The organism is Pseudomonas sp. HUK17, from assembly GCF_001566765.1.
Genome location: NZ_LSMW01000004.1, coordinates 1 through 21,936 on the forward strand (window position 1 = coordinate 1; position 21,936 = coordinate 21,936).

19 protein-coding genes are annotated in these 21,936 nt (G+C 65.5%); 11 read left to right on the forward strand and 8 right to left on the reverse strand.

Features of this window, described 5'->3' with window-relative positions; all coding sequences use genetic code 11:
- Window positions 1–509: 509 nt before the first annotated feature.
- A complete protein-coding gene (locus tag AX284_RS01955) occupies window positions 510–1,472 on the reverse strand; it encodes an NAD(P)H-quinone oxidoreductase (RefSeq protein ID WP_026084048.1) in 963 nt (320 codons plus the stop codon).
- A 237-nt stretch (window positions 1,473–1,709) separates the two neighbouring features.
- Between AX284_RS01955 and AX284_RS01960 the strand changes: the two genes are divergently transcribed.
- Window positions 1,710–3,791, forward strand: coding sequence for a carboxy terminal-processing peptidase (locus tag AX284_RS01960; protein WP_017642781.1), 2,082 nt, complete (start codon window positions 1,710–1,712; stop codon window positions 3,789–3,791).
- Between the two features lie 92 nt (window positions 3,792–3,883).
- Window positions 3,884–5,629 carry a bifunctional diguanylate cyclase/phosphodiesterase gene (locus AX284_RS01965; RefSeq protein ID WP_068383300.1) on the forward strand — a complete coding sequence of 582 codons (1,746 nt, stop codon included), beginning with the start codon at window positions 3,884–3,886 and terminating at the stop codon, window positions 5,627–5,629.
- Between the two features lie 3 nt (window positions 5,630–5,632).
- On the opposite strand, the gene AX284_RS01970 is transcribed toward AX284_RS01965, so the two are convergent.
- From AX284_RS01970 to AX284_RS01980, 3 genes are all read right to left on the reverse strand, one after another.
- Window positions 5,633–6,004 carry a hypothetical protein gene (locus AX284_RS01970; RefSeq protein WP_064307163.1) on the reverse strand — a complete coding sequence of 124 codons (372 nt, stop codon included), beginning with the start codon at window positions 6,002–6,004 and terminating at the stop codon, window positions 5,633–5,635.
- A 5-nt stretch (window positions 6,005–6,009) separates the two neighbouring features.
- On the reverse strand, window positions 6,010–6,474 hold the full coding sequence (locus AX284_RS01975; RefSeq protein WP_017642778.1) for a YkvA family protein: 465 nt from the start codon (window positions 6,472–6,474) through the stop codon (window positions 6,010–6,012).
- 150 nt (window positions 6,475–6,624) lie between these two features.
- Window positions 6,625–7,398 (reverse strand): FKBP-type peptidyl-prolyl cis-trans isomerase, encoded by a 774-nt coding sequence (locus AX284_RS01980; protein WP_017642777.1) that lies wholly within the window; start codon window positions 7,396–7,398, stop codon window positions 6,625–6,627.
- A 255-nt stretch (window positions 7,399–7,653) separates the two neighbouring features.
- On the opposite strand from AX284_RS01980, the gene AX284_RS01985 reads away from it, so the two are divergent.
- From AX284_RS01985 to AX284_RS02020, 8 genes are all read left to right on the forward strand, one after another.
- Complete coding sequence (locus tag AX284_RS01985) at window positions 7,654–7,944, forward strand: hypothetical protein (protein WP_068383302.1); 291 nt, start codon at window positions 7,654–7,656, stop codon at window positions 7,942–7,944.
- A 63-nt stretch (window positions 7,945–8,007) separates the two neighbouring features.
- A complete protein-coding gene (locus tag AX284_RS01990; RefSeq protein WP_017642775.1) occupies window positions 8,008–8,682 on the forward strand; it encodes an ABC transporter ATP-binding protein in 675 nt (224 codons plus the stop codon).
- A complete protein-coding gene (locus AX284_RS01995; RefSeq protein WP_068383305.1) occupies window positions 8,679–11,138 on the forward strand; it encodes an FtsX-like permease family protein in 2,460 nt (819 codons plus the stop codon). Before AX284_RS01990 ends, AX284_RS01995 begins: the two co-directional genes overlap by 4 nt.
- Entirely contained in the window at window positions 11,128–12,180 is a 1,053-nt protein-coding gene (locus tag AX284_RS02000; protein ID WP_068383307.1) for a lipocalin-like domain-containing protein, read from the forward strand. The genes AX284_RS01995 and AX284_RS02000 overlap by 11 nt, the downstream gene beginning before the upstream one ends.
- 124 nt (window positions 12,181–12,304) lie before the next feature.
- Window positions 12,305–12,616 carry a DUF6482 family protein gene (locus AX284_RS02005; protein WP_017642772.1) on the forward strand — a complete coding sequence of 104 codons (312 nt, stop codon included), beginning with the start codon at window positions 12,305–12,307 and terminating at the stop codon, window positions 12,614–12,616.
- A 163-nt stretch (window positions 12,617–12,779) separates the two neighbouring features.
- Window positions 12,780–13,211 carry a DUF4440 domain-containing protein gene (locus AX284_RS02010; protein ID WP_017642771.1) on the forward strand — a complete coding sequence of 144 codons (432 nt, stop codon included), beginning with the start codon at window positions 12,780–12,782 and terminating at the stop codon, window positions 13,209–13,211.
- Window positions 13,212–13,354: 143 nt separating this feature from the next.
- Window positions 13,355–14,380, forward strand: a complete 1,026-nt coding sequence (locus AX284_RS02015; protein ID WP_068383309.1) for a TerC family protein — start codon at window positions 13,355–13,357, stop codon at window positions 14,378–14,380.
- A gap of 16 nt (window positions 14,381–14,396) precedes the next feature.
- The gene (locus AX284_RS02020; protein ID WP_068383310.1) at window positions 14,397–14,684 is read left to right on the forward strand and encodes a hypothetical protein; all 288 of its coding nucleotides are present in this window, start codon (window positions 14,397–14,399) and stop codon (window positions 14,682–14,684) included.
- 380 nt (window positions 14,685–15,064) lie between these two features.
- Here AX284_RS02020 and AX284_RS02025 read toward each other — a convergent pair whose 3' ends face one another.
- Window positions 15,065–15,538 (reverse strand): GreA/GreB family elongation factor, encoded by a 474-nt coding sequence (locus tag AX284_RS02025; protein WP_026084046.1) that lies wholly within the window; start codon window positions 15,536–15,538, stop codon window positions 15,065–15,067.
- A 139-nt stretch (window positions 15,539–15,677) separates the two neighbouring features.
- On the opposite strand from AX284_RS02025, the gene AX284_RS02030 reads away from it, so the two are divergent.
- Window positions 15,678–16,511, forward strand: coding sequence for a DUF1206 domain-containing protein (locus tag AX284_RS02030; protein ID WP_068383312.1), 834 nt, complete (start codon window positions 15,678–15,680; stop codon window positions 16,509–16,511).
- Here AX284_RS02030 and AX284_RS12020 read toward each other — a convergent pair.
- The 3 genes from AX284_RS12020 to AX284_RS02040 form a co-directional block, all read right to left on the reverse strand.
- Window positions 16,485–16,718: a hypothetical protein gene (locus tag AX284_RS12020; protein ID WP_269084840.1), complete on the reverse strand. Its 234-nt coding sequence runs from the start codon at window positions 16,716–16,718 to the stop codon at window positions 16,485–16,487. The two genes, AX284_RS02030 and AX284_RS12020, sit on opposite strands and share 27 nt — an antisense overlap.
- A gap of 24 nt (window positions 16,719–16,742) precedes the next feature.
- Window positions 16,743–20,768, reverse strand: coding sequence for an ATP-dependent RNA helicase HrpA (hrpA, locus tag AX284_RS02035; protein ID WP_068383314.1), 4,026 nt, complete (start codon window positions 20,766–20,768; stop codon window positions 16,743–16,745).
- A 286-nt stretch (window positions 20,769–21,054) separates the two neighbouring features.
- Window positions 21,055–21,834 (reverse strand): SGNH/GDSL hydrolase family protein, encoded by a 780-nt coding sequence (locus tag AX284_RS02040; RefSeq protein ID WP_064307172.1) that lies wholly within the window; start codon window positions 21,832–21,834, stop codon window positions 21,055–21,057.
- Between the last annotated feature and the right edge of the window lie 102 nt (window positions 21,835–21,936).

Genomic DNA, 21,936 nt, shown 5'->3' on the forward strand with positions numbered 1-21,936 from the left:
CTATGGCGTGCTCAAGACGCAGCGACCTTATCAACCACGACAGGCCCTTTAGAGGACCTGTTGTGATTGATGGGAGAGATGGTATCTACGGCCACTCCCACTAGTTGCCGATGTTTTCGTAGGTTGGGTTGAGACAGCTCTATCGTCGAAGCCCAACATCGCCGGCTCCGAGCAAGACCCCGTTGGGCTTCGCTGCGCTCAACCCAACCTACGGCCACTCCCACTAGTTGCCGATGTTTTCGTAGGTTGGGTTGAGACGGCTTTATCGTCGAAGCCCAACATGGCCGGCTCCGAGCAAGACCCCGTTGGGCTTCGCTGCGCTCAACCCAACCTACGGCCAATCCCACTAGTTGCCGATGTTTTCGTAGGTTGGGTTGAGACGGCTTTATCGTCGAAGCCCAACATGGCCGGCTCCGAGCAAGACCCGTTGGGCTTCGCTGCGCTCAACCCAACCTACGCCCAATCGTCGGCGGACCGCCCTGACCGCGATCAATAGGCGCCTGCCGGTACTATTCCAACCCTTCGTCCAGCACCAATACCACCTTGCCGTTCACCTCGTTGCTTTCCAGGGCGGCAAAGGCGGCTTCGGCGTTCTGGGCGGTGAAGCGGCGTTCCAGGTTGACGTTCAGCTTGCCTTCGGCGAACAGTGGCCAGACCTTGGCTTCCAGGGATCTCATGGTCTTGGCCTTGAATTCCACGGAGCGGTTGCGCAGGGTCGAGCCGATGATGCGGATGCGCTTGCCAAGCACCTTGCCCAGATCCATCTCGGCCTGGCGGCCGCCCATGAGGCCGATCAGCACCCAGCGCCCGTCCTGGCCCAGCAGATCCAGGTTGAGCGACGCATAGTTCGCCCCGACCGGATCGAGGATTACGTGGAAGGGCGCGAAGTCGCGCAGGCCTTCCAGATCGGTCTTGCGCAGCACCCCACCCTCGGCGCCGAGGCGCTCGCAGTGGGCCAGGCGCTCCTGGGAGCCGACGCTGACCCAGCAGGGATTGCCGAAGGCCTTGCACAGCTGGATGGCGGCCGAGCCGACGCCGCTGGCACCAGCGTGCAGCAGCACCTTTTCCCCTGGCTGCAGCGCGGCCAGGTCGAACAGATTGCTCCAGGCGGTCGCCCAGACTTCGGGCAGCGCCGCCGCCTCGATCAGCGATAGGCCGTCCGGTACGGACGCTGCCTGGCGTCCATCCACCACCACCTCGCTGGCCATGCCACCGCCGGCCAGCAGCGCGCAGACGCGGTCACCGACCTGCCAGCGCGAATCCGCGGTGGTCTCGCTGACCACCCCGGCGCATTCGAGGCCCAGGGTGGCCGGCGCACCGGGCGGCGGCGGATAGTTGCCGGCCAATTGCAGCAGGTCGGCGCGGTTGAGACCGGCGGCCGCCACCTTGATGCGAATTTCCCCGGGCGCCAGAGCGCGAGCGCTCAGTGACTGCCATTCCAGTTGCCCTTCGATACCTTGCAATGCGTTCACGGTGCCTCCATAGTGGCTCAGGCTTTGACGAAAAGCGCCTGCGCCGGCGGGTTCTGCGGGAGTCGAGCGGACCGGAAGACGCGGGGCTGTCACAGCCGTCCCCTCCGATCGTCGCTATCCTTCAGACCGCCGTCAGACGACTTTCGTCAGCGCCCGTCATACTTCCCCAGGCCGCGGAACCGCCCGGGCCGGGAAGGGCCTATAGCCTATTCCTTTCCGTGCATTAGTCGAATACACATGAAGCAGCTCTTGTCCCGTACCGCCCTCGTTGTCCTGCTTGGCGTCAGCGCAACGCCCCTCTTCGCCAAGCCCAACGCGCCGGTAGGCGCCGAGAAACTGCAACCCGACCGCGACCAGGTCATCGCCAGCCTCAACATCGTCGAGCTGCTCAAGCGCCACCATTACAGCAAGCCGCCGCTCAACGATGCCCAGTCGATCAAGATCTACGACAGCTATCTGAAGATGCTTGATCCCGGCCGGCTGTATTTCAATGCCGCCGATATCCGCGAATTCGACGCCGCGCGCACCCGTTTCGACGACTACCTCAAGCAGGGCAATCTCGAACCGGGTTTCGCCATCTACCGCCGTTATGCCCAACGCATGACCGAGCGGCTGAACTACGGCCTGGGTCTGCTCAACGCCGGTATCGGCAAGCTCGACTTCACTGTCGACGAATCCTTCAACACCAATCGCGAGAAGGCGGCCTGGCCGGCGGACACCGCCGCATTGGACGATCTCTGGCATCGCAAGCTCAAGGACGAGGTCCTGCGCCTGCGGCTGTCCGGCAAGACCGACCCGCAGATCCAGCAGCAGTTGACCAAGAGATACAAGAACCAGCTGGCACGCCTCAACCAGACCCGCAGCGAAGACGTCTTCCAGGCCTATATCAACGCCTTCGCTGAGTCCTATGACCCGCACACCCAGTACCTCTCGCCGGAAAGCGCCGAGAACTTCGACATCAACATGAGCCTGTCGCTCGAAGGCATCGGCGCGGTACTGCAGAACGACAACGACTACGTGCAGATCCTGCGCCTGGTCCCGGCTGGCCCGGCCGACAAGTCCAAGCAGATCGCGCCGGCGGACAAGATCGTCGGTGTCGCCCAGGGCGATGGCGAGATGGTCGATGTCATCGGCTGGCGTCTGGACGAGGTGGTCAAGCTGATTCGCGGACCCAAGGGTTCCAAGGTGCGGCTGGAGATCATTCCGGCGAGCAACGCGCCGAACGACCAGAAGACCAAGGTGGTCGCCATCACCCGCGAAGCGGTCAAGCTCGAGGAACAGGCCGCCCAGAAGCACGTGATCGACGTTCCCCACGAGGGCAAGCACTACAAGCTCGGGGTGATCAACGTGCCGGCCTTCTACCTGGACTTCAAGGCCTACCGCGCGGGCGACCCGAACTACAAGAGCACCACGCGTGACGTGAAGAAGCTCATCGGCGAGCTGCAGAAGGAAAAGGTCGACGGCATCGTCCTGGACCTGCGCAACAACGGCGGTGGCTCGCTGCAGGAAGCCACCGAGCTGACCGGTCTGTTCATCGACCAGGGGCCCACCGTGCTGGTGCGCAATGGCGACGGCAAGGTCGAGGTGCTGGCCGATGACGAAGGCGGTGCCTTCTACAAGGGCCCCCTGACCGTGCTGGTCAATCGGTTGTCCGCCTCGGCGTCGGAGATCTTCGCCGGTGCCATGCAGGACTATCACCGCGCGCTGATCGTCGGTGGCCAGACCTTCGGCAAGGGCACCGTCCAGACCATCCAGCCGCTCAACCATGGCGAGCTGAAGCTGACCATCGCCAAGTTCTACCGCGTCTCCGGTCAGAGCACCCAGCACCAGGGCGTGCTGCCGGACATCGACTATCCAGCGGTGGTGGATACCAAGCAGATCGGCGAAAGCGCCCTGCCCGACTCCATGCCCTGGGACACCATCCCCCCGGCGGTGAACGGCCTGAGCAACCCCTTCGCCAACTATCTGCCGGAGCTGGTCAAGCGGCATGACGTGCGGGTGCAGAAGGATCCCGACTTCATCTTCGCTCGCGAGCGGCTGAAGCTCGCCCAGGAACTGGCGGCGGATACCACCGTCAGCCTCAACGAGCAGAAGCGGCGCGCCGCACAGACCGCCCTGGACAACCGCCAGTTGGCCATGGAAAACCAGCGTCGCCAGGAGAAGGGCGAAGCCCCGCTCAAGGAGTTGAAGAAGATCGACGAGGACAATCCCGCGATCGACGACGACAAGACCAAGCCGCAGGATGACGCCTACCTGATGGAGTCCGGTCATGTAATGCTGGACTATCTGGACCTGAGTCAGACACCGCCCAAGCGCTGACATCAAAGCGTCACATCTCTGTCGTGAAATGCCCGGGGGTCGCCAAGTGCGACCCCCGGGCATTTTCGTTTCTGGGTTCTTACAGGCTTACCATGACGCTTAACGACCAGGCTGGGGTGTTGGATCGCATTCTCGCCAACTGCGAGTTGCATTCGCTCTTTCAACCCATCGTTTCGTTGAGCGAGCGGCGCATCCTGGGCTATGAGGCCCTCATTCGCGGCGCCTCCAACACCCCGCTGCACTCGCCCTTGCCCCTCTATGCCACCGCCCGTCAGGCCGGCCGCCTGTCCGAACTGGAAATCGCCGCGCGCCAGCAGTCCTGCCTGACCTTCCGCGAACTGGCCCTGGATGGTCTGCTGTTTCTCAACGTCTGCCCGGAAACCCTGCTGGAACCGGCGCACCAGTCGGGCCAAACCCTCAAGTTGCTGCAGCGCCTGGGGTTGTCTCCCGCGCAGGTGGTCATCGAACTGACCGAGCAGGCGCCCATCGATGACTTCGCGCTGCTGGCCACCGCCCTGCATCACTACCGGGCCATGGGCTTTTCCATCGCTCTGGACGATCTGGGTGCCGGCTATTCCAGCCTCAGACGCTGGTCGGAATTGCGCCCGGACTTCGTCAAGATCGATCGGCATTTCATCGAATCCATCCACCGCGATGCGGTGAAGCGCGAATTCGTCGGCTCCATCCTGAAGATGGCCGCAGCCTCCCGCGCCCAGGTCATCGCCGAAGGCATCGAGACCCACGAAGAGTTGTCGACCCTGGCCAGCATGGGTGTCGACCTGGTCCAGGGCTATCTGCTGGGCCGCCCCACCGCCGCGCCACCGCGGGAGATCCAGACCCTGTTGCCGGTCATGGTCAGCCGCAGTTCGGAGCTCGCCGAGGAGTCCACCACGGTCGCCGGCCTCCGGGTGGAACAGGTCGCCGTAGGCCAGGACATGCTGATCCCGGCGGTGCTAGAGCGCTTTCGTCTGCAACCCAGCCTCAATACCCTGGCGGTGGTGGATGACGACGACCGCCCGGTAGGCATCGTCCATCACCACGAGCTGAGTTCGGCGCTGCTCAAGCCCTTCGCCCACGAGGTTTTCGCCCGCAAGCCCATCGCCCGGTTGATGAGCCAGGACTTCCTGGCGACCGAATCCAACCAGTCGCTGCAACAGGTCAGCCGCCTGCTCACCACCCGCGCCCGCCAGCGCATCGAAGAGGATTTCATCATCACCGAAGGCGGCCGCTATGTCGGGGTCGGTCGAGTCATGGATGTCTTGCGGCTGATCACCGAGCAACGCATTCAGCAGGCCAAGCATGCCAACCCGCTCACCCAGCTGCCCGGTAATGTGCCCATTCAGCAGTGCCTCACGCGTTTGCTGGATCAGCAGCGCGAAGCCGTGGTGTGCTACGTCGACATCGACGGTTTCAAGCCCTTCAATGATCTCTATGGCTACGCCAAGGGCGACGAGGTCCTGCTCTGCCTGGCGCAGACGCTTTCCGAGCGCCTGGATCCGCAGCAGGATTTCGTCGGCCACATCGGCGGCGACGACTTCCTGGTGGTGCTGGGTTCGGCGGACTGGCGGAAAAGACTGAACGGTCTGATGGCGGCCTTCCAGGAGCGCTGCCGGTACTTCTATCGCAGCGAGCACCTGGAGGCTGGCTGTTTTCTCGCCTACGACCGAGATGGTCGCCGTCGCGAGTATCCGCTGTTGTCGCTGTCACTGGGGGTCGTGGAGCTGGACAAGGAGGCCGGCAAGCGAGTGGATGCCAGCGGCCTGGCCGGCCTCGCCTCGGAAGCCAAGCGCAACGCGAAGCAGGTGCCCGGCTACAGCCTGCACCTGATGCGCGCCTGACGCCTACTCCTGGTGGTGATCGGGATAGCGGTGCTCGAACACCCGCGTCACCTCGGCCGCATGCCAGCTGACGGCATCGGTCACCTGGGGCGAGCCTTCCAGCGCACCCAGGCGCAGGGCGCAATCAAAGAAGCCCTCACGGGGGATACGGGTACCGCTCTGGCTGACCACCAGCGCACTGCGCAGCGGTCGACCCTCGCGACGATCGAGAGCGGCCAGGTATTCCAGCGCCGTGGTCAGGGTCACCATCGCCGGCTGGGGCAATCCCAACCGTTCGATGACCGAGCGATAGGTCAGGAGGCTGCGGCTACGCCGCGCGCTCTCCAGTTCATCCAGCAGGGCCAGCCAGTGCTGGCGACTGATGCGTACGCTCAAGCCGTTCAATCCCGCAGCTGATCGAGGGCGACACCTGCCGCCGGCCGCTCGTGCTTGTCAGGCAGGGCCGCCAGGGCCGCCTGCTGACTCGCGGTACGGTTATCACGCCAGGCACGGAAGCCGTCCAGCTCATCGCTGCAGGCCTTGCCGATCCAGGCCAGGACGGCGAGGTCGTCGAGCAGACCGAACATGGGTACCCAATCGGGAATGAGGTCGATGGGCAGGAGGAAGTAGACCAGGCCGCCCGCCACGGTCAGCAGCGTCTTGCGGCTGATCCCGCGGTATTGGCCACGCCACCAGGCCAGCAGCAGTTGATGGAACAGGCTCAGGGTATCGCGCGCCTCGCCGAGCTTGAGCCCCCGCTTGCTGGTCTTGCGCGCGACCCCCAGCAACAGGGCTGGCAGCCGGCCGCGGATCAGCAGCCGCTGGGCGATACCAAGGTAGCGATCAAAGTTCTTCGGCGGCTTCATGGACACCTCGAGCGGGTAAGGACGATAGGTGCGGACCTGCAGGGCACAGGGCGTCGCACACCAGGGTTTGGATCGCACCAATGTCCCAGGGTTTCCCCGGCACCATGTAAAACGCCCTGCGAGCAGGGCGTTTGGCGGAGCGAGAACCCGTTACTTCTTGGCCGGGGCCTTTTCGGCAGCGGCCGGAGCATCGGCAGCCGGAGCAGCCGGGGCGTCTTCGGCGTCCGCGGCAGCGGCGTCCTTGATGCCGAGCAGTTCCAGGTCGAACACCAGCACGGAGTTGGCCGGGATCGCCGGGCTCGGGCTCTGGGCGCCGTAGGCCAGCTCGGAGGGGATGTACAGCTTGATTTTCTCACCGACGTGCATCAGCTGCAGCGCCTCGACCCAGCCCGGGATCACGCCGTTGACCGGCAGGTCGATCGGGGTGCCACGCTTGATGGAGCTATCGAACACGGTGCCGTCGACCAGCTTGCCCTCGTAGTGCACGGTGACCACATCGGTGGGCTTGGGCTGCGGGCCGTCGGCCTTCTTGACCACTTCATACTGCAGGCCGGAGGCGGTGGTGATCACGCCAGGCTTCTTGCCGTTCTCTTCGAGAAACTTCTTGCCGGCCTTGGCGTTGTCCTCACTGACCTTGGTCATCTTCTCTTCAGCACGCTTCTGCAGGGCGGCGAAGGCTTCGGTGAGCTGCTGATCGGTCAGCTTCTGATCCTTCTTGCCTACCGCATCCTCGATACCCAGGGCGACGGCCTTGGGATCCAGGTCGTCGATGCCTTCCTGGGCCAGGCTCTTGCCCATGTTCAGGCCGATGCCGTAGGACGCCTTCTGGGCCGGGCTTTCCAGCTCGACCTTGGGCTTGGAGTCGCAGCCGCTCAGAACCAGACCCACCAGGGCCACCGCTGCTGCCAACCGATACTGTTTCATGTTGATTCCTTATCCGTGCGCATTGTGCGCGTTCAAATAACTGATCGAGCTTACAAGGAGACCTGCTCGCTTGCCATCGCCAGGCCTCTAAATGGCTGCAAAGGATAAGATTTCAAGCTTATGTCTGCCTGAACATCGCGTGAACGAGCGGCGGGCAGCCCCTGCGACGTCTTGTCCGGGGCGCCCGAGCAGTGGCGACCGCCAGGCGTCCAGGCGCTAAACTAGCGCCTTCTTCAGTGCCTGTCAGAGACCTCCATGTTCGAGCCCAACGATCTGAATCGCCCGCCCCTCGACCTCGCCCGCGAATCGCGCAAGGCCGGTGGCTACGGCCTGCTGTACTCGGTGCTGCTGGCGATCGGCATTCTGCTCTATCACCACTGGGTGCCCAGTGCCTTCCCCGGCAGCCTGCTGCAGATGTCCCTGGCGCTGCCCGTCATCCTGTTCGCCGGCAGCGCCGTGTACTACCTCACCATGGTGCGCAAGTGCGAGCGCCTGCAGCGCGAGGAAGACGAGAAGACCGGCAAGGACAAGACCAGACGCCGCTAGCCGCGCTGAACGTCGCCGCCCTCGCCCGGTCGATTGCAGACCACGACCGGCGCTGGAGGCGCGATGCTGACCATCACCGATCTGCACAAGAGTTATCCAACGCCCCAGGGCCCGCTGCCGGTCCTGCGCGGTGTGGACCTCAGCCTGGCACGGGGCGCGAGTCTGGCGCTCATGGGCGAATCCGGCAGTGGCAAGAGCACCCTGCTGCACCTGGTCGCCGGACTCGACCGGCCTGACCAGGGCCACATCCAGGCCGCTGGCCAAGCGCTCTCCAGCCTCAACGAAGGTGCCCTGGCTGCCTGGCGCCGCGAGGGCATCGGGCTGATCTTCCAGCAATTCAACCTCATCGCCAGCCTGACGGTGGCCGACAATCTCGCCTTCCAGGCGCGGCTGGCCGGCCGTCATGATCCGCGCTGGCAAACCGAACTCGCCGAACGCCTGGGGCTGGCCGCCCTGCTGGAGCGCTATCCGGAGCAGCTTTCCGGCGGCCAGCAGCAACGCGTGGCCCTGGGTCGCGCCCTCGCCTCCCGGCCGCCCCTGCTGCTGGCCGATGAACCCACCGGCAATCTCGACGAAGCCAGCGGCGACCAGGCCCTGGCGCTGCTGCTGGAGCTGGTGGCCGAGACCGGCAGCAGTCTGCTGATGGTGACCCACAGCGCGCGCATCGCCAGCCATCTCGATCGCACCCTGCAGCTGGAACGCGGACGCCTTGGCGGCGCAGCCGTGGCTCGGCCATGAGGCTGCTCTTCTGGAGTCTGCACAGCCTGGTCAGCCACTGGCGGCGGCATCCCCTGCAACTCGCCGGCCTGATCGCCGGCCTGTGGCTGGCGACGGCACTGCTGATCGGGGTGCTGGCGCTCAATGCCCAGGCCCGCCAGAGCTATGCCCAGGCCAGCGCGCTCTTCGGTGCCGACCAGTCGAGTCTGGAGGCCCGCGACGGCAAGCGCTTCACCCAGGCGCTGTTCGTCGAGTTGCGCCGGCAGGGCTGGCCGGTGTCGCCCGTCCTGCAGGGTCGCCTGACCCTGGCGGAGCGCGAGGGCACCCTGCCGTTGCTGGGCATCGAGCCGGTCAGCCTGCCCAGTGACCAGGGGGTGGCGGCCGGTGCCTCGCCCACGGCCCTGTACGACTTCCTCAGTCCGGCCGGGACCACCTGGATCGCGCCGGAGACGCTGCGTGAATGGCAGCTCCAGGCGGGCCAGGTGCTACACCGCGCCGACGGCCTGCCGCTGCCACCACTGCAACCCCGGCCCGGCCTGGCGCCCGGTACCCTGGTACTGGACATCGGCCAGGCCCAGCGCCTGCTGGACGCACCGGACCAGCTCTCCCGGCTGATCCTGCCTAAGACCTTTCAGCGCGCGCTGCCCACCTTAGCCGGCGTCGACCTGCACCGGGTGGAAAACGACCAGGGCGCCGAGCTGGCTCGTCTGACGGACAGCTTCCACCTCAATCTGCTGGCGCTTGGCCTGCTGGCCTTTGCCGTCGGCCTGTTCATCGTCCATGCCGCCACCGGTCTGGCGCTGGAACAACGCCGTGCCCTGCTGCGTACTCTGCGCGCCTGTGGCCTCTCGGCCGCGACCCTGGTGCTGGCGCTGACCCTGGAACTGGCGTTGATCGCCCTGGTGGCCGGTGCCCTGGGCGTGGCCAGCGGTTATGCCCTGGCCGCGCTGCTGTTGCCCGATGTGGCGGCCAGCTTGCGCGGCCTCTATGGCGCCGAGGTCGCCGGCAGCCTGACCCTGAGCTCGGCCTGGTGGCTGGCCGGACTCGGCCTCAGCTTGGGCGGCGCCCTGCTGGCCGGTGCCGATGGCCTCTGGCGCGCGGCGCGGCTGCCGCTGCTGGCCCTGGCCCAGGGCGAAGCCTGGCGCGCCGCCCATGGCCGCTGGCTCAGGCGCCAGGCCTTGGGCGCCCTGCTGGTGGGCCTGGCAGCGCTGGTCCTGTGGCTGGGCGGCAACAGCCTGGCCAGCGGCCTGGCCCTGCTCGGCTGCCTGTTGCTGGCTGCTGCCCTGGCGCTGCCGCCGCTGCTGAGCGCACTGCTGGATCTCTTGCTGAAGCGAGCGAGGCGTCCCCTTTCGCGCTGGTTCCTGGCCGACGCCCGGCAGCAACTGCCCGGGCTATCCCAGGCGCTGATGGCGCTGCTGCTGGCCCTGGCGGCCAATGTCGGCGCCGGCAGCATGACCGAGGGTTTTCGCCGCACCTTCGATGGCTGGCTCGACCAGCGCCTGGCCGCCGAACTCTACTTGCGTCCGCAGGATGCTACCCAGGCAGCGGCCCTGCTCGACTGGCTGCCCCGGCAACCCAGCGTGGGCGCGGTGCTGCCGGTGTACGAACTGGAGACGGGCATTCAAGGCCAGCCGTCCACCCTGAGCGGTATCCTGGACGCTGATCTCTATCGTCGACACTGGCCGCCGCTGGATGCCGGTGGCGAGGCCTGGACGCCCTTCTTCGCCGGCGACGGCCTGATGCTCAGCGAGCAACTGGCCCGCCGCCTGGGCGTGGTCAAGGGCCAGCGGGTGGAGCTGCAGGGGAGCCAAGGTCGCTGGTCCGCCCCGATATTGGCCACCTACGCCGACTATGGCAATCCGCGCGGTCATGTGCTGCTGTCCCAGGCACAGCTGCGGGCGCTGTGGCCGGAGGCCACCCTGGTGCGCATCGTCGTTCGCATGGCGCCCCCACAGGTAGAGGCCTTGCGTAGCGAGCTGCAGCAGCGCTTCGGGCTGGATACCAGCCATTCCATCGACCAGGGGCAGTTGCGTCGCTATGCCGATCAAGTCTTCGAGCGCACCTTCAGCGCCACCGCGGCGCTCAACGCTCTGACCCTGGCGGTGGCCGGCCTCGCCCTCTTCATCGCCCTGCTCGGCCAGGCGCAGCGGCGTCTGGGCCAGCTCGCGCCGCTCTGGGCGCTGGGCATCGAGCGTCCACGACTGATCCTGCTCAGCCTGGGGCAACTATTGGGGCTTGCCCTTCTCACCCTGGCCCTCGCCATTCCCCTGGGCATCCTGCTGGCCTGGTGCCTGGTGGCGGTAGTGAACGTCCAGGCCTTCGGCTGGCGACTGCCCCTGCAGGTCTTCCCAAGTCAACTGCTGGCGCTTTCTGCCATTGCCCTGCTGGCGACCCTCCTGGCGGCCGCCTGGCCGTTGTTGCGGCTGCAGCGCAGTCAACCACTGGATCTGCTGCGAGAACTCGGCAATGAACGCTAGGGCCCTGCTGGTCGCACTCCTGCTGCTCACCGGTTGCGACAAGCAGCCGGCATCCGAGGGCTTCGCCGGCCTCGGCCAGGGCAGCGAAGACTTCGCCTCCGTGGTACCGGGCAAGGTGTTCAGCTTTCCCGCCGATCACGGTCCCCATCCGGATTTTCGCATCGAGTGGTGGTACGTCACCGCCAACCTCAGCGATGCCGAGGGCCATCAGTACGGCGTGCAGTGGACGCTGTTCCGCAATGCCCTGCGCCCCGGCGCCGACCAGCCCGGCTGGGGCAATGGCAACCTTTGGCTGGGCCATGCCGGGCTCACCAGCGAAACCCGCCAGTTCTCCGTCCAGACCCAGGGTCGCGGCGGCATTGGCCAGGCCGGGGTGACGGCCGCCCCCTTTTCCGCCTGGATCGACGACTGGCGGCTGAGCGGCGACCTGACCGGGCGGGCCGAGGTCCAGGCTAAGGGGCCGGGTTTCGCCTATCGGCTGGATCTCGCCGCCACCGGTCCACTGGTGCTCCAGGGCGAAGGCGGGGTGAGTCGTAAATCCGCCAGCGGCCAGGCGTCCTACTACTACAGCCAGCCCTTCTTCCAGGCCCAGGGCGAACTACAGATCGAGGGCCGGCGCGTGCCGGTCAAGGGTCTCGCCTGGCTGGATCGCGAATGGAGCAGCCAGCATCTGGCTGCCGATCAACTAGGCTGGGACTGGTTTTCCTTGCACCTCGACGACGGTCGCCAGCTGATGCTCTATCGCCTGCGCCAGGCCGACGGCCAGCATTATCTGTTCGGTAACCTGATCGCCGCCGATGGCCACAACCAACCCCTGCATCCCGGCGATATCCGCCTGGCACCGGAGTCCACCCACAAGGTAGCCGGACGCGAGGTGCCGGTACGCTGGTCCATCAGCCTGCCGGGGCAGCAGCTCGACCTGCGCATCGCGGCGATCAACCCCGATGCCTGGATGGCCCTGGGTACGCCCTACTGGGAGGGACCGGTCAGGGTGGAGGGCAGCGCCAAGGGGGTGGGCTATCTGGAGATGACGGGGTACTGACAAGGGCAGCGGGACGCACCCAGGAGACCGCCACCCCGGAACTCCCAGCCCCGCTCCCACCTCGAATCCATACCTGTCCCTGCCGTCACGCAGGGCTCCTTAGCGTGATAACCGAGGTTTCTCGATGAATGTCAAAGAGCTGAATCAGCAGATCAAGGCCGGCGCGGTCAAGGAAGTCAATCTGGTGTCCATGGAAGGTGGCTCCTATGTCATCCATGCGCTGGTGGACGGCACCTCGGTACCGGTCGCCGACGACAAGGGCGCGACCCTGCACGTGGCCTCGGTGGAAGAAGCCCGGCGTATCCTCGACGACGTCAAGGATGTTCGCCTGTTCATCGCCCAGCCAGCGGTCTATGAAGAGATGGTGGGTCAACCGGTGAGCGACACGGATTCGCGCGAAGAGATCCCGCTGCGCTCGAAGATCGAAAATCGCTGATTCGCCTTCCCCTTCCGTCGCCGGCAGCCGACGGCGACCTTGCCTTGCCCTGACCTAGACGCCACGAACTGGCGTCATCCCCCAACGATGTGTCCGTGCAGCTCACCTGCTCCAGGCGATATGTTATATTATAACAATTGAACTTTCGCCTGAGGATAACGCCATGTCCGTCGCGACGCCTGGCTACGCGCCTGTCCGCTCCAATGAAGAAATCGCCTGCCTTGCCGGGGCCAAGGCCGCCCTGCATACCTGGGCCGCGACTGTGGCCACCCGCGAGGTGGAAGCCATTCTCGCCCTCTATGCACCCGACGCCATCCTGGTGCCCACCCTTTCCAACGAAGTCCGTGATTGCGAAGACAGCCGGCGGCAATACTTTCGCAACTTCCTCGCCAACGAAGGGCTGGTGTGCGATGTGCAGATCTTCAAGAAAAGGGTCAGCAGTACGCTCGGCACCGTGGTCGTCGGCGGGCTCTATGTCTTTCACTATCGGGAAGGTGAGCAGGTCATCAGTGTCCCTGCGCGCTTCCTCTTCACCTTCGAGCAGATCGAGGGTCGCTGGCTGATCACCGGCCACCATTCCTCTCGAGAGGCCTGACCCAGAGCGGTTGCATTTTGTAAAACTGCAACCCTTGCCGAATGTGCGCGAGTTCGAAATCCTCTATGGGTGACCCGGGCCCCTCTGACGGCGTATGCCGCCATGTCGAGTCATAGTCTTGCAACTTGACTAAGGAGGGGCTCATGAACGCCCTACATGCATTCTTCTTCGCCGACTTCCTCGGCACCGCCGCCTGGATGTGGCTTACCTTCTTCACCGTCGTCATCGCCCTGCTGGCCTTCGACCTGGGTGTCCTCCACAAGGAGAACAAGCCCATCGAGGTCAAGGAGAGCCTGCTGCTGTCCGCCGGCTACATCACCGCGGGTCTGCTGTTCGCCCTCTTCGTCTGGCAGCTCAAGGGCGCCGATGCCAGCCTCGACTACGTCACCGGTTTCCTAATCGAGAAGTCGCTGTCCATGGACAACGTCTTCCTCATGGCGGTGATCTTCGGCTTCTTCGCCATCCCGCGCGAATACCAGCACCGGGTGCTGTTCTGGGGCATCCTCGGGGTGATCGTGCTGCGGGCCATCATGATCGGCCTGGGCGCCGCCCTGATCCACAGGTTCGACTGGATCCTCTATGTCTTCGGCGCCTTCCTGGTGATCACCGGGGTCAAGATGCTGTTCGCCAAGGTGGACGAAGAGCCCAAGCTCGACGACAACGTCTTCATCAAGTTTCTGCGCAAGAAACTGCGGGTGACCGATGAGCTGCATGGCCAGCACTTCTTCGTGCGCCAGCCCGATGCCAGCGGCAAGACGGTGCTCTGGGTGACGCCGATGTTCCTGGCGCTGATCGTGATCGAGTGCGCCGACCTGGTGTTCGCGGTGGACAGCGTGCCGGCGATCTTCGCCATCACCCAGGATCCCTTCATCGTCTACACCTCCAACGTCTTCGCCATCCTGGGCCTGCGCGCCCTGTACTTCGCCCTGGCGGCGATGATCCACCGCTTCGCCTATCTCAAGTACGCCCTGGCGCTGGTACTGGTGTTCATCGGCTGCAAGATCTTCCTGGTGGGCATCATCGGCAAGATCCCGCCGGTGATCTCCCTGAGCGTGACCCTGGGCCTGCTGGCCGGCGGCGTACTGGTCTCGCTGTATAAGACCCGCGGCGAAGCCAAGCACACCGCCGCCGGTCAGGAATCACGCGATTCGCTGAATCGGCCTTCGTGAACAGGAGCAGTCGACCATGAACACCAGAGTCATCCTCAGTCTTGCAGGCATCCTCCTGCTGCTCGGCCTCGGCGGTTGCGACAGCGCGGAGAAGGCGGCGGACAGCTTCGCCACCAAGGTGGAAGAAGCCGCCCGCGAACAGGCCCGGGAAACCCTGGGCGGGACCCTCGACGAGCTGAACAAGAAGGTCGACGAGGCCCAGAACCAAGGCCGCGCCTGGCTGGATCAGCACCGGCCAAAGCAGGAAAAGGAAGAGGCAAGCCCGCCCCGGGCTACCAAGTCAGTGGAGGGCGTCGAAGCCTAAGGCTTTGGCCGCAAGAGCGTGTAGGTCGGGCTGAGACAGCTTCATCGTCGAAGCCCAACAGGGCATACATCGAGGCTGGGCGCTGTTGGGCTTCGCTGCGCTCAACCCAACCTACGGTGTTCCTTTGGTAGCGCGGATCGTCGGTTGGGCTGAGACGGTTCCATCGTCGAAGCCCAACAGAGCTTGTACCAAGCCTGGGCTCTGTTGGGCTTCGCTAACGCTCAACCCAACCTACATTGTTCCTTTGGCAGCGTGGATCGTAGGTTGGGCTGAAACGGCTCCATCGTCGAAGCCCAACAGGGCATGCACCGAGGCTGGACTCTGTTGGGCTTCGCTGCGCTCAACCCAACCTACGGTGATCCCTGAGGGCAGCCTGACGCTCAGTGCACCGCCACGATCTCCTGGCGGTGCACCTTGCCCTCCACCGTCACCGCCACCTCATCACCCTCCTCCCGACCGAGCAGAACCTGCCCCAGGGGCGCGCGGGGCGAGATCACCAGCACCTCCTGGCCGTCCAGCCTGACCTTGAGCCCCGCCGCATCCGGGCCAAGGAACAGCCAGCGGCTGGCCGTCGGGGTGGTCAGCTCGATCAGGGCACCGACGCGGATACCATCGGTCATGGCCACGGGCGTCAACGCTCGGTAGGCGGCCAGCGCCAGCTCGATCTCGTGCAGGCGGCGGCGTTGGCCGTCGGCCAGATAGGCCGCCTCCAGACCACGAGTGTCGTACTTGTTCTCGGCCTTGCTTTCGCTGTGGGTAGCCGCTTCGTGACTGGCCGTCAGCTGTTGGCTGATGACGTCCCGGTCGGCTTCCAGTGCCTGAAGAATGAGGGTGAGCAGTCGTGCCTTGTCCATGAACCGATCGCCGGGCAAAGGGTGCGAGCCTAAGGCCTAACGCCGCATCCTGCCAGCACTCTGGTGCGCCTGTCCGCCCGCCAGAACCCGCGCGCGGCCCATCGGTCAGTACAAGGCAGAATGTAACAGGACATAACAGATGCGCACCCGTACCGGACTTACTCTTCTGGCCCGCGGCGGCTATGCCGCCCGCGGTCTCGTCTATCTCATCATCGGCGTGCTGGCGTTGCTGGCCGCACGGGGCTCCGGCCAGCCGGCGGACAGCCATGACAGCCTGGAAGCCCTGCTCGCCCAACCCTTCGGCCACTTTCTGGTCGGCCTGGTGGTAATCGGCCTGGTCGCCTTCGCGGCCTGGCGCATCCTCCAGGCCATCCGCGATGTCGATGACCATGGCAGCAAGCCCAAGGGCCTGGTGATCCGCGCCGGCCTGCTGGTAGGCGGCATCACCTATGGCGCCCTCGCCTTCTTCGCTCTGGGCCTACTGGTCAGCGGCCTGCGCCAGGGCGGTGGCTCGGGTGGCGACACCAATGACTTTCTGCAGATGCTGCTTAGTTGGCGCTATTCCAACCTGCTGGTGTACATCGCCGCACTGATCCCCTTGGGAGTGGGTCTCGCCCATTTCGTGAAGGGCTGGAAGGCCAGCTTCGAGCGCTATCTCGAAGCCAGTCCGGAACAGCTGCGGCTGATCCGCCCCATCGGTCGCTTCGGCCTCATCGCCCGTGGGGTAGCCTTCGTCGAGATTGCCGTCCTGCTGGTGGTCAGCGGCTCGCGCTACCAGGCGCTGCATCCGCCGGGCATGAAGGACGCCCTGAACGGCCTGCAGAATCTGCCCTTCGGCGGACTGGTCCTGTCCGTGGTCGGCCTCGGCCTGATCGCCTTCGCCTGCTACAGCTTTGCGGAAGCCTGGTGGCGGCGCATCGAGATGGACCTGCCGGATGTGGGCGGGTCATTGCGCCAGGTATTGCCACGCTAGACCGGCGCCAGACATCAACGCCTGGCGCGCCAGTCCGAGCGGTACGCCGAGAGCCTCGATCTGATGCTTGACGCCTGCCACCGCCGTGCACTCGAACCGGATCACCCAACCGCGACGGGCCGCGGTCAGAAAGCGTTCGAGGGCGCCGTGGACGCGAAAACTGGCCTGGGTCCCGCTGTCACTAAGACAACGTCCGACCCGGGCCAGCGGTGGCTCCGATGAATGACCGCGCTAGGCTTCCACCTGGCTCCACTGCTTGTTCAGCCGCTTGTCCGACACCGGCATCCGCGTGCCCAGTTGCTGGGCCCAGAGCGACACCCGGTACTCTTCCAGCATCCAGCGATAGAGCTCCAGGTTGGCGTCGCGCTTGCCTTCCTGGCCGTGCTTGGCGGCGCGGGCACGATACTGCTCCCAGAGTCCGGCCAGCTCGCCGCTCCAGACGCGATCGCGCTGCACCTGGCCGCCGAGCTTGTCGAAGCGCTGCTCGATGGCCTTGAGGTAGCGCGGGTATTCCTTGAGCCACTCCAGCGGCGTATCCCGGACGAAGCCGGGATAGACCAGGCTGGCCAATTGCGCCTTGATGTCGTTCAGGGCCACCGCCTGGGCCAGGTCGATGCGGCCCTTGAATTTCTTCTGCAGGCCATGCCAGAGCTTGAGGATCTCCAGGGTCAGGCGTGCGATCCGTTCGGCCTGTTCGGTCAAGCCCGCCTTGCGTCGCTCGGCCAATGAAGCCAGGCCGGCGCCATCGCGGGGCAGCTCGGCTTCGTCGGCGAGGATGGCGGCGTCCAGGCTGGCCAACAGGATATCTTCCACCAGGGCTTCCGGCCGACCCAATTCGCGGTGCAGCAGACTCAGCTCGGTGAGGCCGGGCAACTTGCCGCGCAGGAACTTGGCCTGCTCCGTCAGTTGCTGCAGCAGCAGTCGCTGCAACGCGCGACGGTGCTGGTAGCGGGCCTCGGCCTGGGTGGCGAAGCGGCCTTCGCGTACGGTGCCCTGCTCGTCCACCAGCGCCGGATAGACCGTCATGGAAAGGCCGGCCACCTGCTGCTGGGTCTTGGCCGCCACCTCGGCGAAGGCCTTGGCCTCCACCGGGCGCTGCTCCTGGCGCTTCTGCGTCGGCAGCGCCAGGGCCGCCTGGCTTTCCTGAGCGAAGCGCGCCGTCACCTCGGCCAGGTCGCGGCCCTCGCCCAGCGGCTTGCCCTGGGCATCGACCACCTCGAGATTCATGCGCAGGTGCGGATCCAGGCCGGCTTCGGCCTCCGGCCAAGCGTCGTCGGGGATGCGGGCGCCGGTCATGCGCTGCAATTCGCGCCCCAGGGCCTCGTGCAGCGAGCCCTCGCCGAAGGGGATCTTGTCCAGCGCCGCGCGAACGAAATCCGGCACCGGCACGAAGTTCTTGCGCAGGGCCTTGGGCAGGTTGCGCACCAGGGCCACGCAGCGGTCATAGAGCAACCCCGGCACCAGCCAGTCGAGGCGCTGGGGCGGCAGCTGTGGCAACAGTGGCGCCGGCACCCGCAGGGTGACGCCGTCACGCGGATGGGTCGGGTCGAATTCGTAGGACAGCGGCAGGGTCAACTCGCCCAGGCGCAGGGTGTCCGGATACTGGGCGGCGGTGACCTCGCTGGCTTCGCGGGCAAGGACGTCTTCCTCGCGCATGATCAGCAGATCGGGCTGCTTGGCGCTTTCGCGGCGATACCAGCTGTCGAAGGTGGCGGTCTGGTAGACGTCCGCCGGCAGACGCGCGGCATAGTAGTCGAACAGCGTTTCCTCGTCGGCGAGGATGTCGCGGCGGCGGGCCTTGGCTTCCAGTTCGTCCAGGCGTTCCAGCAGGGCGCGGTTGGCGGCCAGGCACTTGGCGCGACTGTTGATCTCGCCACGTACCAGGCCTTCGCGGATGAACAACTCGCGGGCAGCGGGCGGATCTACGGGGCCGAAGTGCACCGGGCGACGACCGACCACGATCAGGCCATAGAGGGTGACCTGCTCATAGGCCACCACCTGGCCCCGCTTCTTCTCCCAGTGGGGTTCGAGGTGGGTCTTCTTGACCAGGTGCCCCGCCACCGGCTCGATCCAGTCCGGTTCGATCTTGGCCACCATGCGGGCGAACAGCTTGGTGGTCTCCACCAGCTCCGCGGCCATGATCCAGGTGGGCTTCTTGCGGCCGATGACGCTGCTGGGATGGATCCAGAAGCGTCGCTGACGCGCGCCCAGGTAGTCGCCATCCTCGCTCTTCTGGCCGATCTGGCTGAGCAGACCGGCGAGAATGGCCTTGTGCAGCGCCGCATAGCCGCGGGCACGCACCGCCGCCTCGCTGGCCTCGGCCTGTTGCTGAGCCTTGGCGTTGACGTGCTTGTCGGTGGTGGGCGCAGGTCTGTTGCCGACCTCCGCGGGTGCCGGCGCCGGACTTTCGGTCTTGCGCGCCTGGAGCCCCAGCTCGCGGCAGAGCAGGGTCAGCTGGCGATGGGCATCGCGCCATTCGCGCAGCCGCAGGTAGTTGAGGAAGTGCTTGCGGCACCAGCTGCGCAGGGCATTGGAGCCCAGCGCCTGGCGCTGCTCCTCGAAGCCGTGCCAGAGATTGACCAGGGCGGCAAAATCCGAATCCGGGTCCTTCCACTGGGCGTGGCCTTGATCGGCCTGGGTCTGGCGATCGGCCGGGCGCTCGCGCGGGTCCTGCACCGACAGGGCACTGGTGACGATCAGCACCTCGGCGAGACTGCCCTGCTCCGTCGCCTCCAGCAGCATGCGGCCCAGGCGCGGATCGACGGGCAGGCGCGCCAGCTGCCGGCCCAGGGGTAGCAGGCGGCCTTCGACATCGACCGCCGAGAGCTCCTGCAACAGGGTGAAGCCGTCCTTGATGGCCTTGCCATCCGGCGGCTCGATGAAGGGGAAGTCTTCGATGCGACCCAGGCGCAGATGCAGCATCTGCAGGATCACCGCCGCCAGGTTGGTGCGCAGGATCTCCGGATCGGTAAAGGTCGGCCGTCCCAGGAAGTCTTCTTCGCTGTAGAGGCGAATGCAGATGCCCGGCTCGACCCGTCCGCAGCGGCCCTTGCGCTGGTTGGCGCTGGCCTGGGAGACGGCTTCGATAGGCAACCGCTGGACCTTGGCTCTATAGCTGTAGCGACTGATGCGCGCGGTGCCGCTGTCGATCACGTAGCGAATGCCCGGCACGGTCAGCGACGTCTCGGCGACGTTGGTGGCCAGCACGATCTTGCGTCCGGGACGCGGCTGGAAGATCTTCTGCTGCTCGGCCGGGGTCAGCCGCGCATAGAGCGGCAAGACCTCGGTGAATTTCAGCTGGGCCTTGCGCAGCACCTCGGCGCAATCGCGGATCTCACGCTCGCCGGGCAGAAACACCAGCACATCGCCCGGGCGCTGGCCAACGCTGCGCTCGTGGGCCTCGATCTCGTCCAGGGCCTGGAGGATGCCCTGGTCCACCGAGAGGTCGTCCACCAGCCGCTCGCCGTCTTCGTCCACTTCGGCGCTGAGGGGACGGTACCAGGTCTCGACCGGATAGGTCCGCCCGGACACCTCGACGATGGGGGCACCGTCGAAATGCTGGGAGAAGCGCTCCAGGTCGATGGTGGCCGAGGTGATGATCAGCTTGAGATCGGGTCGGCGCGGCAGCAGGGTCTTGAGAAAGCCCAGCAGGAAGTCGATGTTGAGACTGCGCTCGTGGGCCTCGTCGACGATGATGGTGTCGTAGCGTTCAAGAAAGCGGTCGTGCTGGGTTTCGGCCAGCAGGATGCCGTCGGTCATCAGCTTGATCAGGGTGGCGTCGGTGCTCTGATCCTCGAACCGCACCTGATAGCCGACCAGTTCGCCCAGCGGCGAACCCAGTTCTTCCGCCACCCGGGCGCCCACGCTGCGCGCCGCCAGCCGGCGGGGCTGGGTGTGGCCGATCAGCCCTTGTACACCCCTGCCCAATTCCAGACAGATCTTGGGCAACTGGGTGGTCTTGCCCGAACCGGTCTCACCGGCGATCACCACCACCTGATGGCCTTCGATGGCGCGCTTGATTTCCTCGCGCTTGGCCGCGATCGGCAGGGCATCGTCGTAACGGATGCGCGGCACGCTGGCACGCCGCGCCTCGACCTTGGCGCAGGAGGCCTGAAAGCGTTCCAGCCACTGGGCCTCGCGGACTGGATCGGGCTGTTTCTGCAAGGCCTGGAGCTGGCGTCTCAGGCGATGGCGATCGGCGTTGAAGGCCTGATCCAGGTTGGCGGCAAGACGGGCAACGGAGGGGGTATCGGTCATGAAACTCTTTCGACGGCGGTCGTTTGGACCGGTAAGTGTAAAAGAGTTGGGGGGTCTGGCGGGGCTTTACAAGAACGGCGGGCGGAAAACCGCCGGGTTGCCTGCCTTTGCGCGACGCCTGGTCGCGCAAAGGCAACACGGGGTCAGAGGCTGTTCAAAGGCTAGCGAGCTAGAGACAAACAAGGCGAAAGTGGCTGAGGAAGCGGAGTCTACAATTAGTAGATGAGCATTCCGAAGCCACTTTCAACGCCGTTTGGCCGACGCGCAGCAGTCTTTGAGCAGTCTCTCAGCGCTTGGCCTGGACACTGGCCATGTTCAACCCGGCCGGCGGCGTGCGCAGCGCCATGTCGAGGGATTGCAGCGCCTTCCAGGCATCCTGCTGCAGATCGGCCGGATCGGCATGATCGAACTTGATCTTCTCGCCGGCGGCCGGCAGCGGCGGACGGGTGCCGTAGATCAGCGCATAGAACACCGAAGCGGTCAGGTAGGTGCCAGTAAAGGACGGGTGGCTGCCGTCGGGCAGGAACAGCCCCGGCTGCGGCTGATCGGCCAGGGCCTTCTGCCAGGCCTGGCCCACCGGGGCCAGCAGCGCGCCGGTTTCCTTGGCCAGGGGGGTGTAGACGCTGTCCAGCTGCGCCTGCATGGTCGGGTTGTTCTGCCGTGCCCAGGTCAGGTAAAGGATCGGCTGGGCGCCGTCCTTGCGCGCCAGATCGGCGATCAGGCGGACGTACCGACGGGTGAGGTCCGGATTCTTCACCGGCATCATGCTGTGATCCTGGATCACCACGTAGTCGTAGTTGGCCTTGGCCAGCTCGTCCTGCACGTCGTGGCGCTTCCAGTGTTCCTCAAGGCTGGCGCCGCTGAAGGTCACATGCTTGACGTCCAGCGGGCGGGGTTGACCGGCCTCGACGGACATTTGACGGACCATCGCCGGTAGATCGTTGACGAAGGTATAGCTGTTGCCCACGAACAGGACGCGGATGGGTTCACCCGCCTGGACCTGGCCGAGCATGCTGGAGCCCAGCAGGAAGAGGCCCAGCAAGGCCTGGCGTACGCAAATTCGCATGGTGTGTCCTCAAGGAGAGAGGTCGAAGAGATGACGGCAAAATGCCGCCTGCGGTTTATACCCGAACCTCTTGCGAAAACCATGCTTGGAGACCGGCGACAC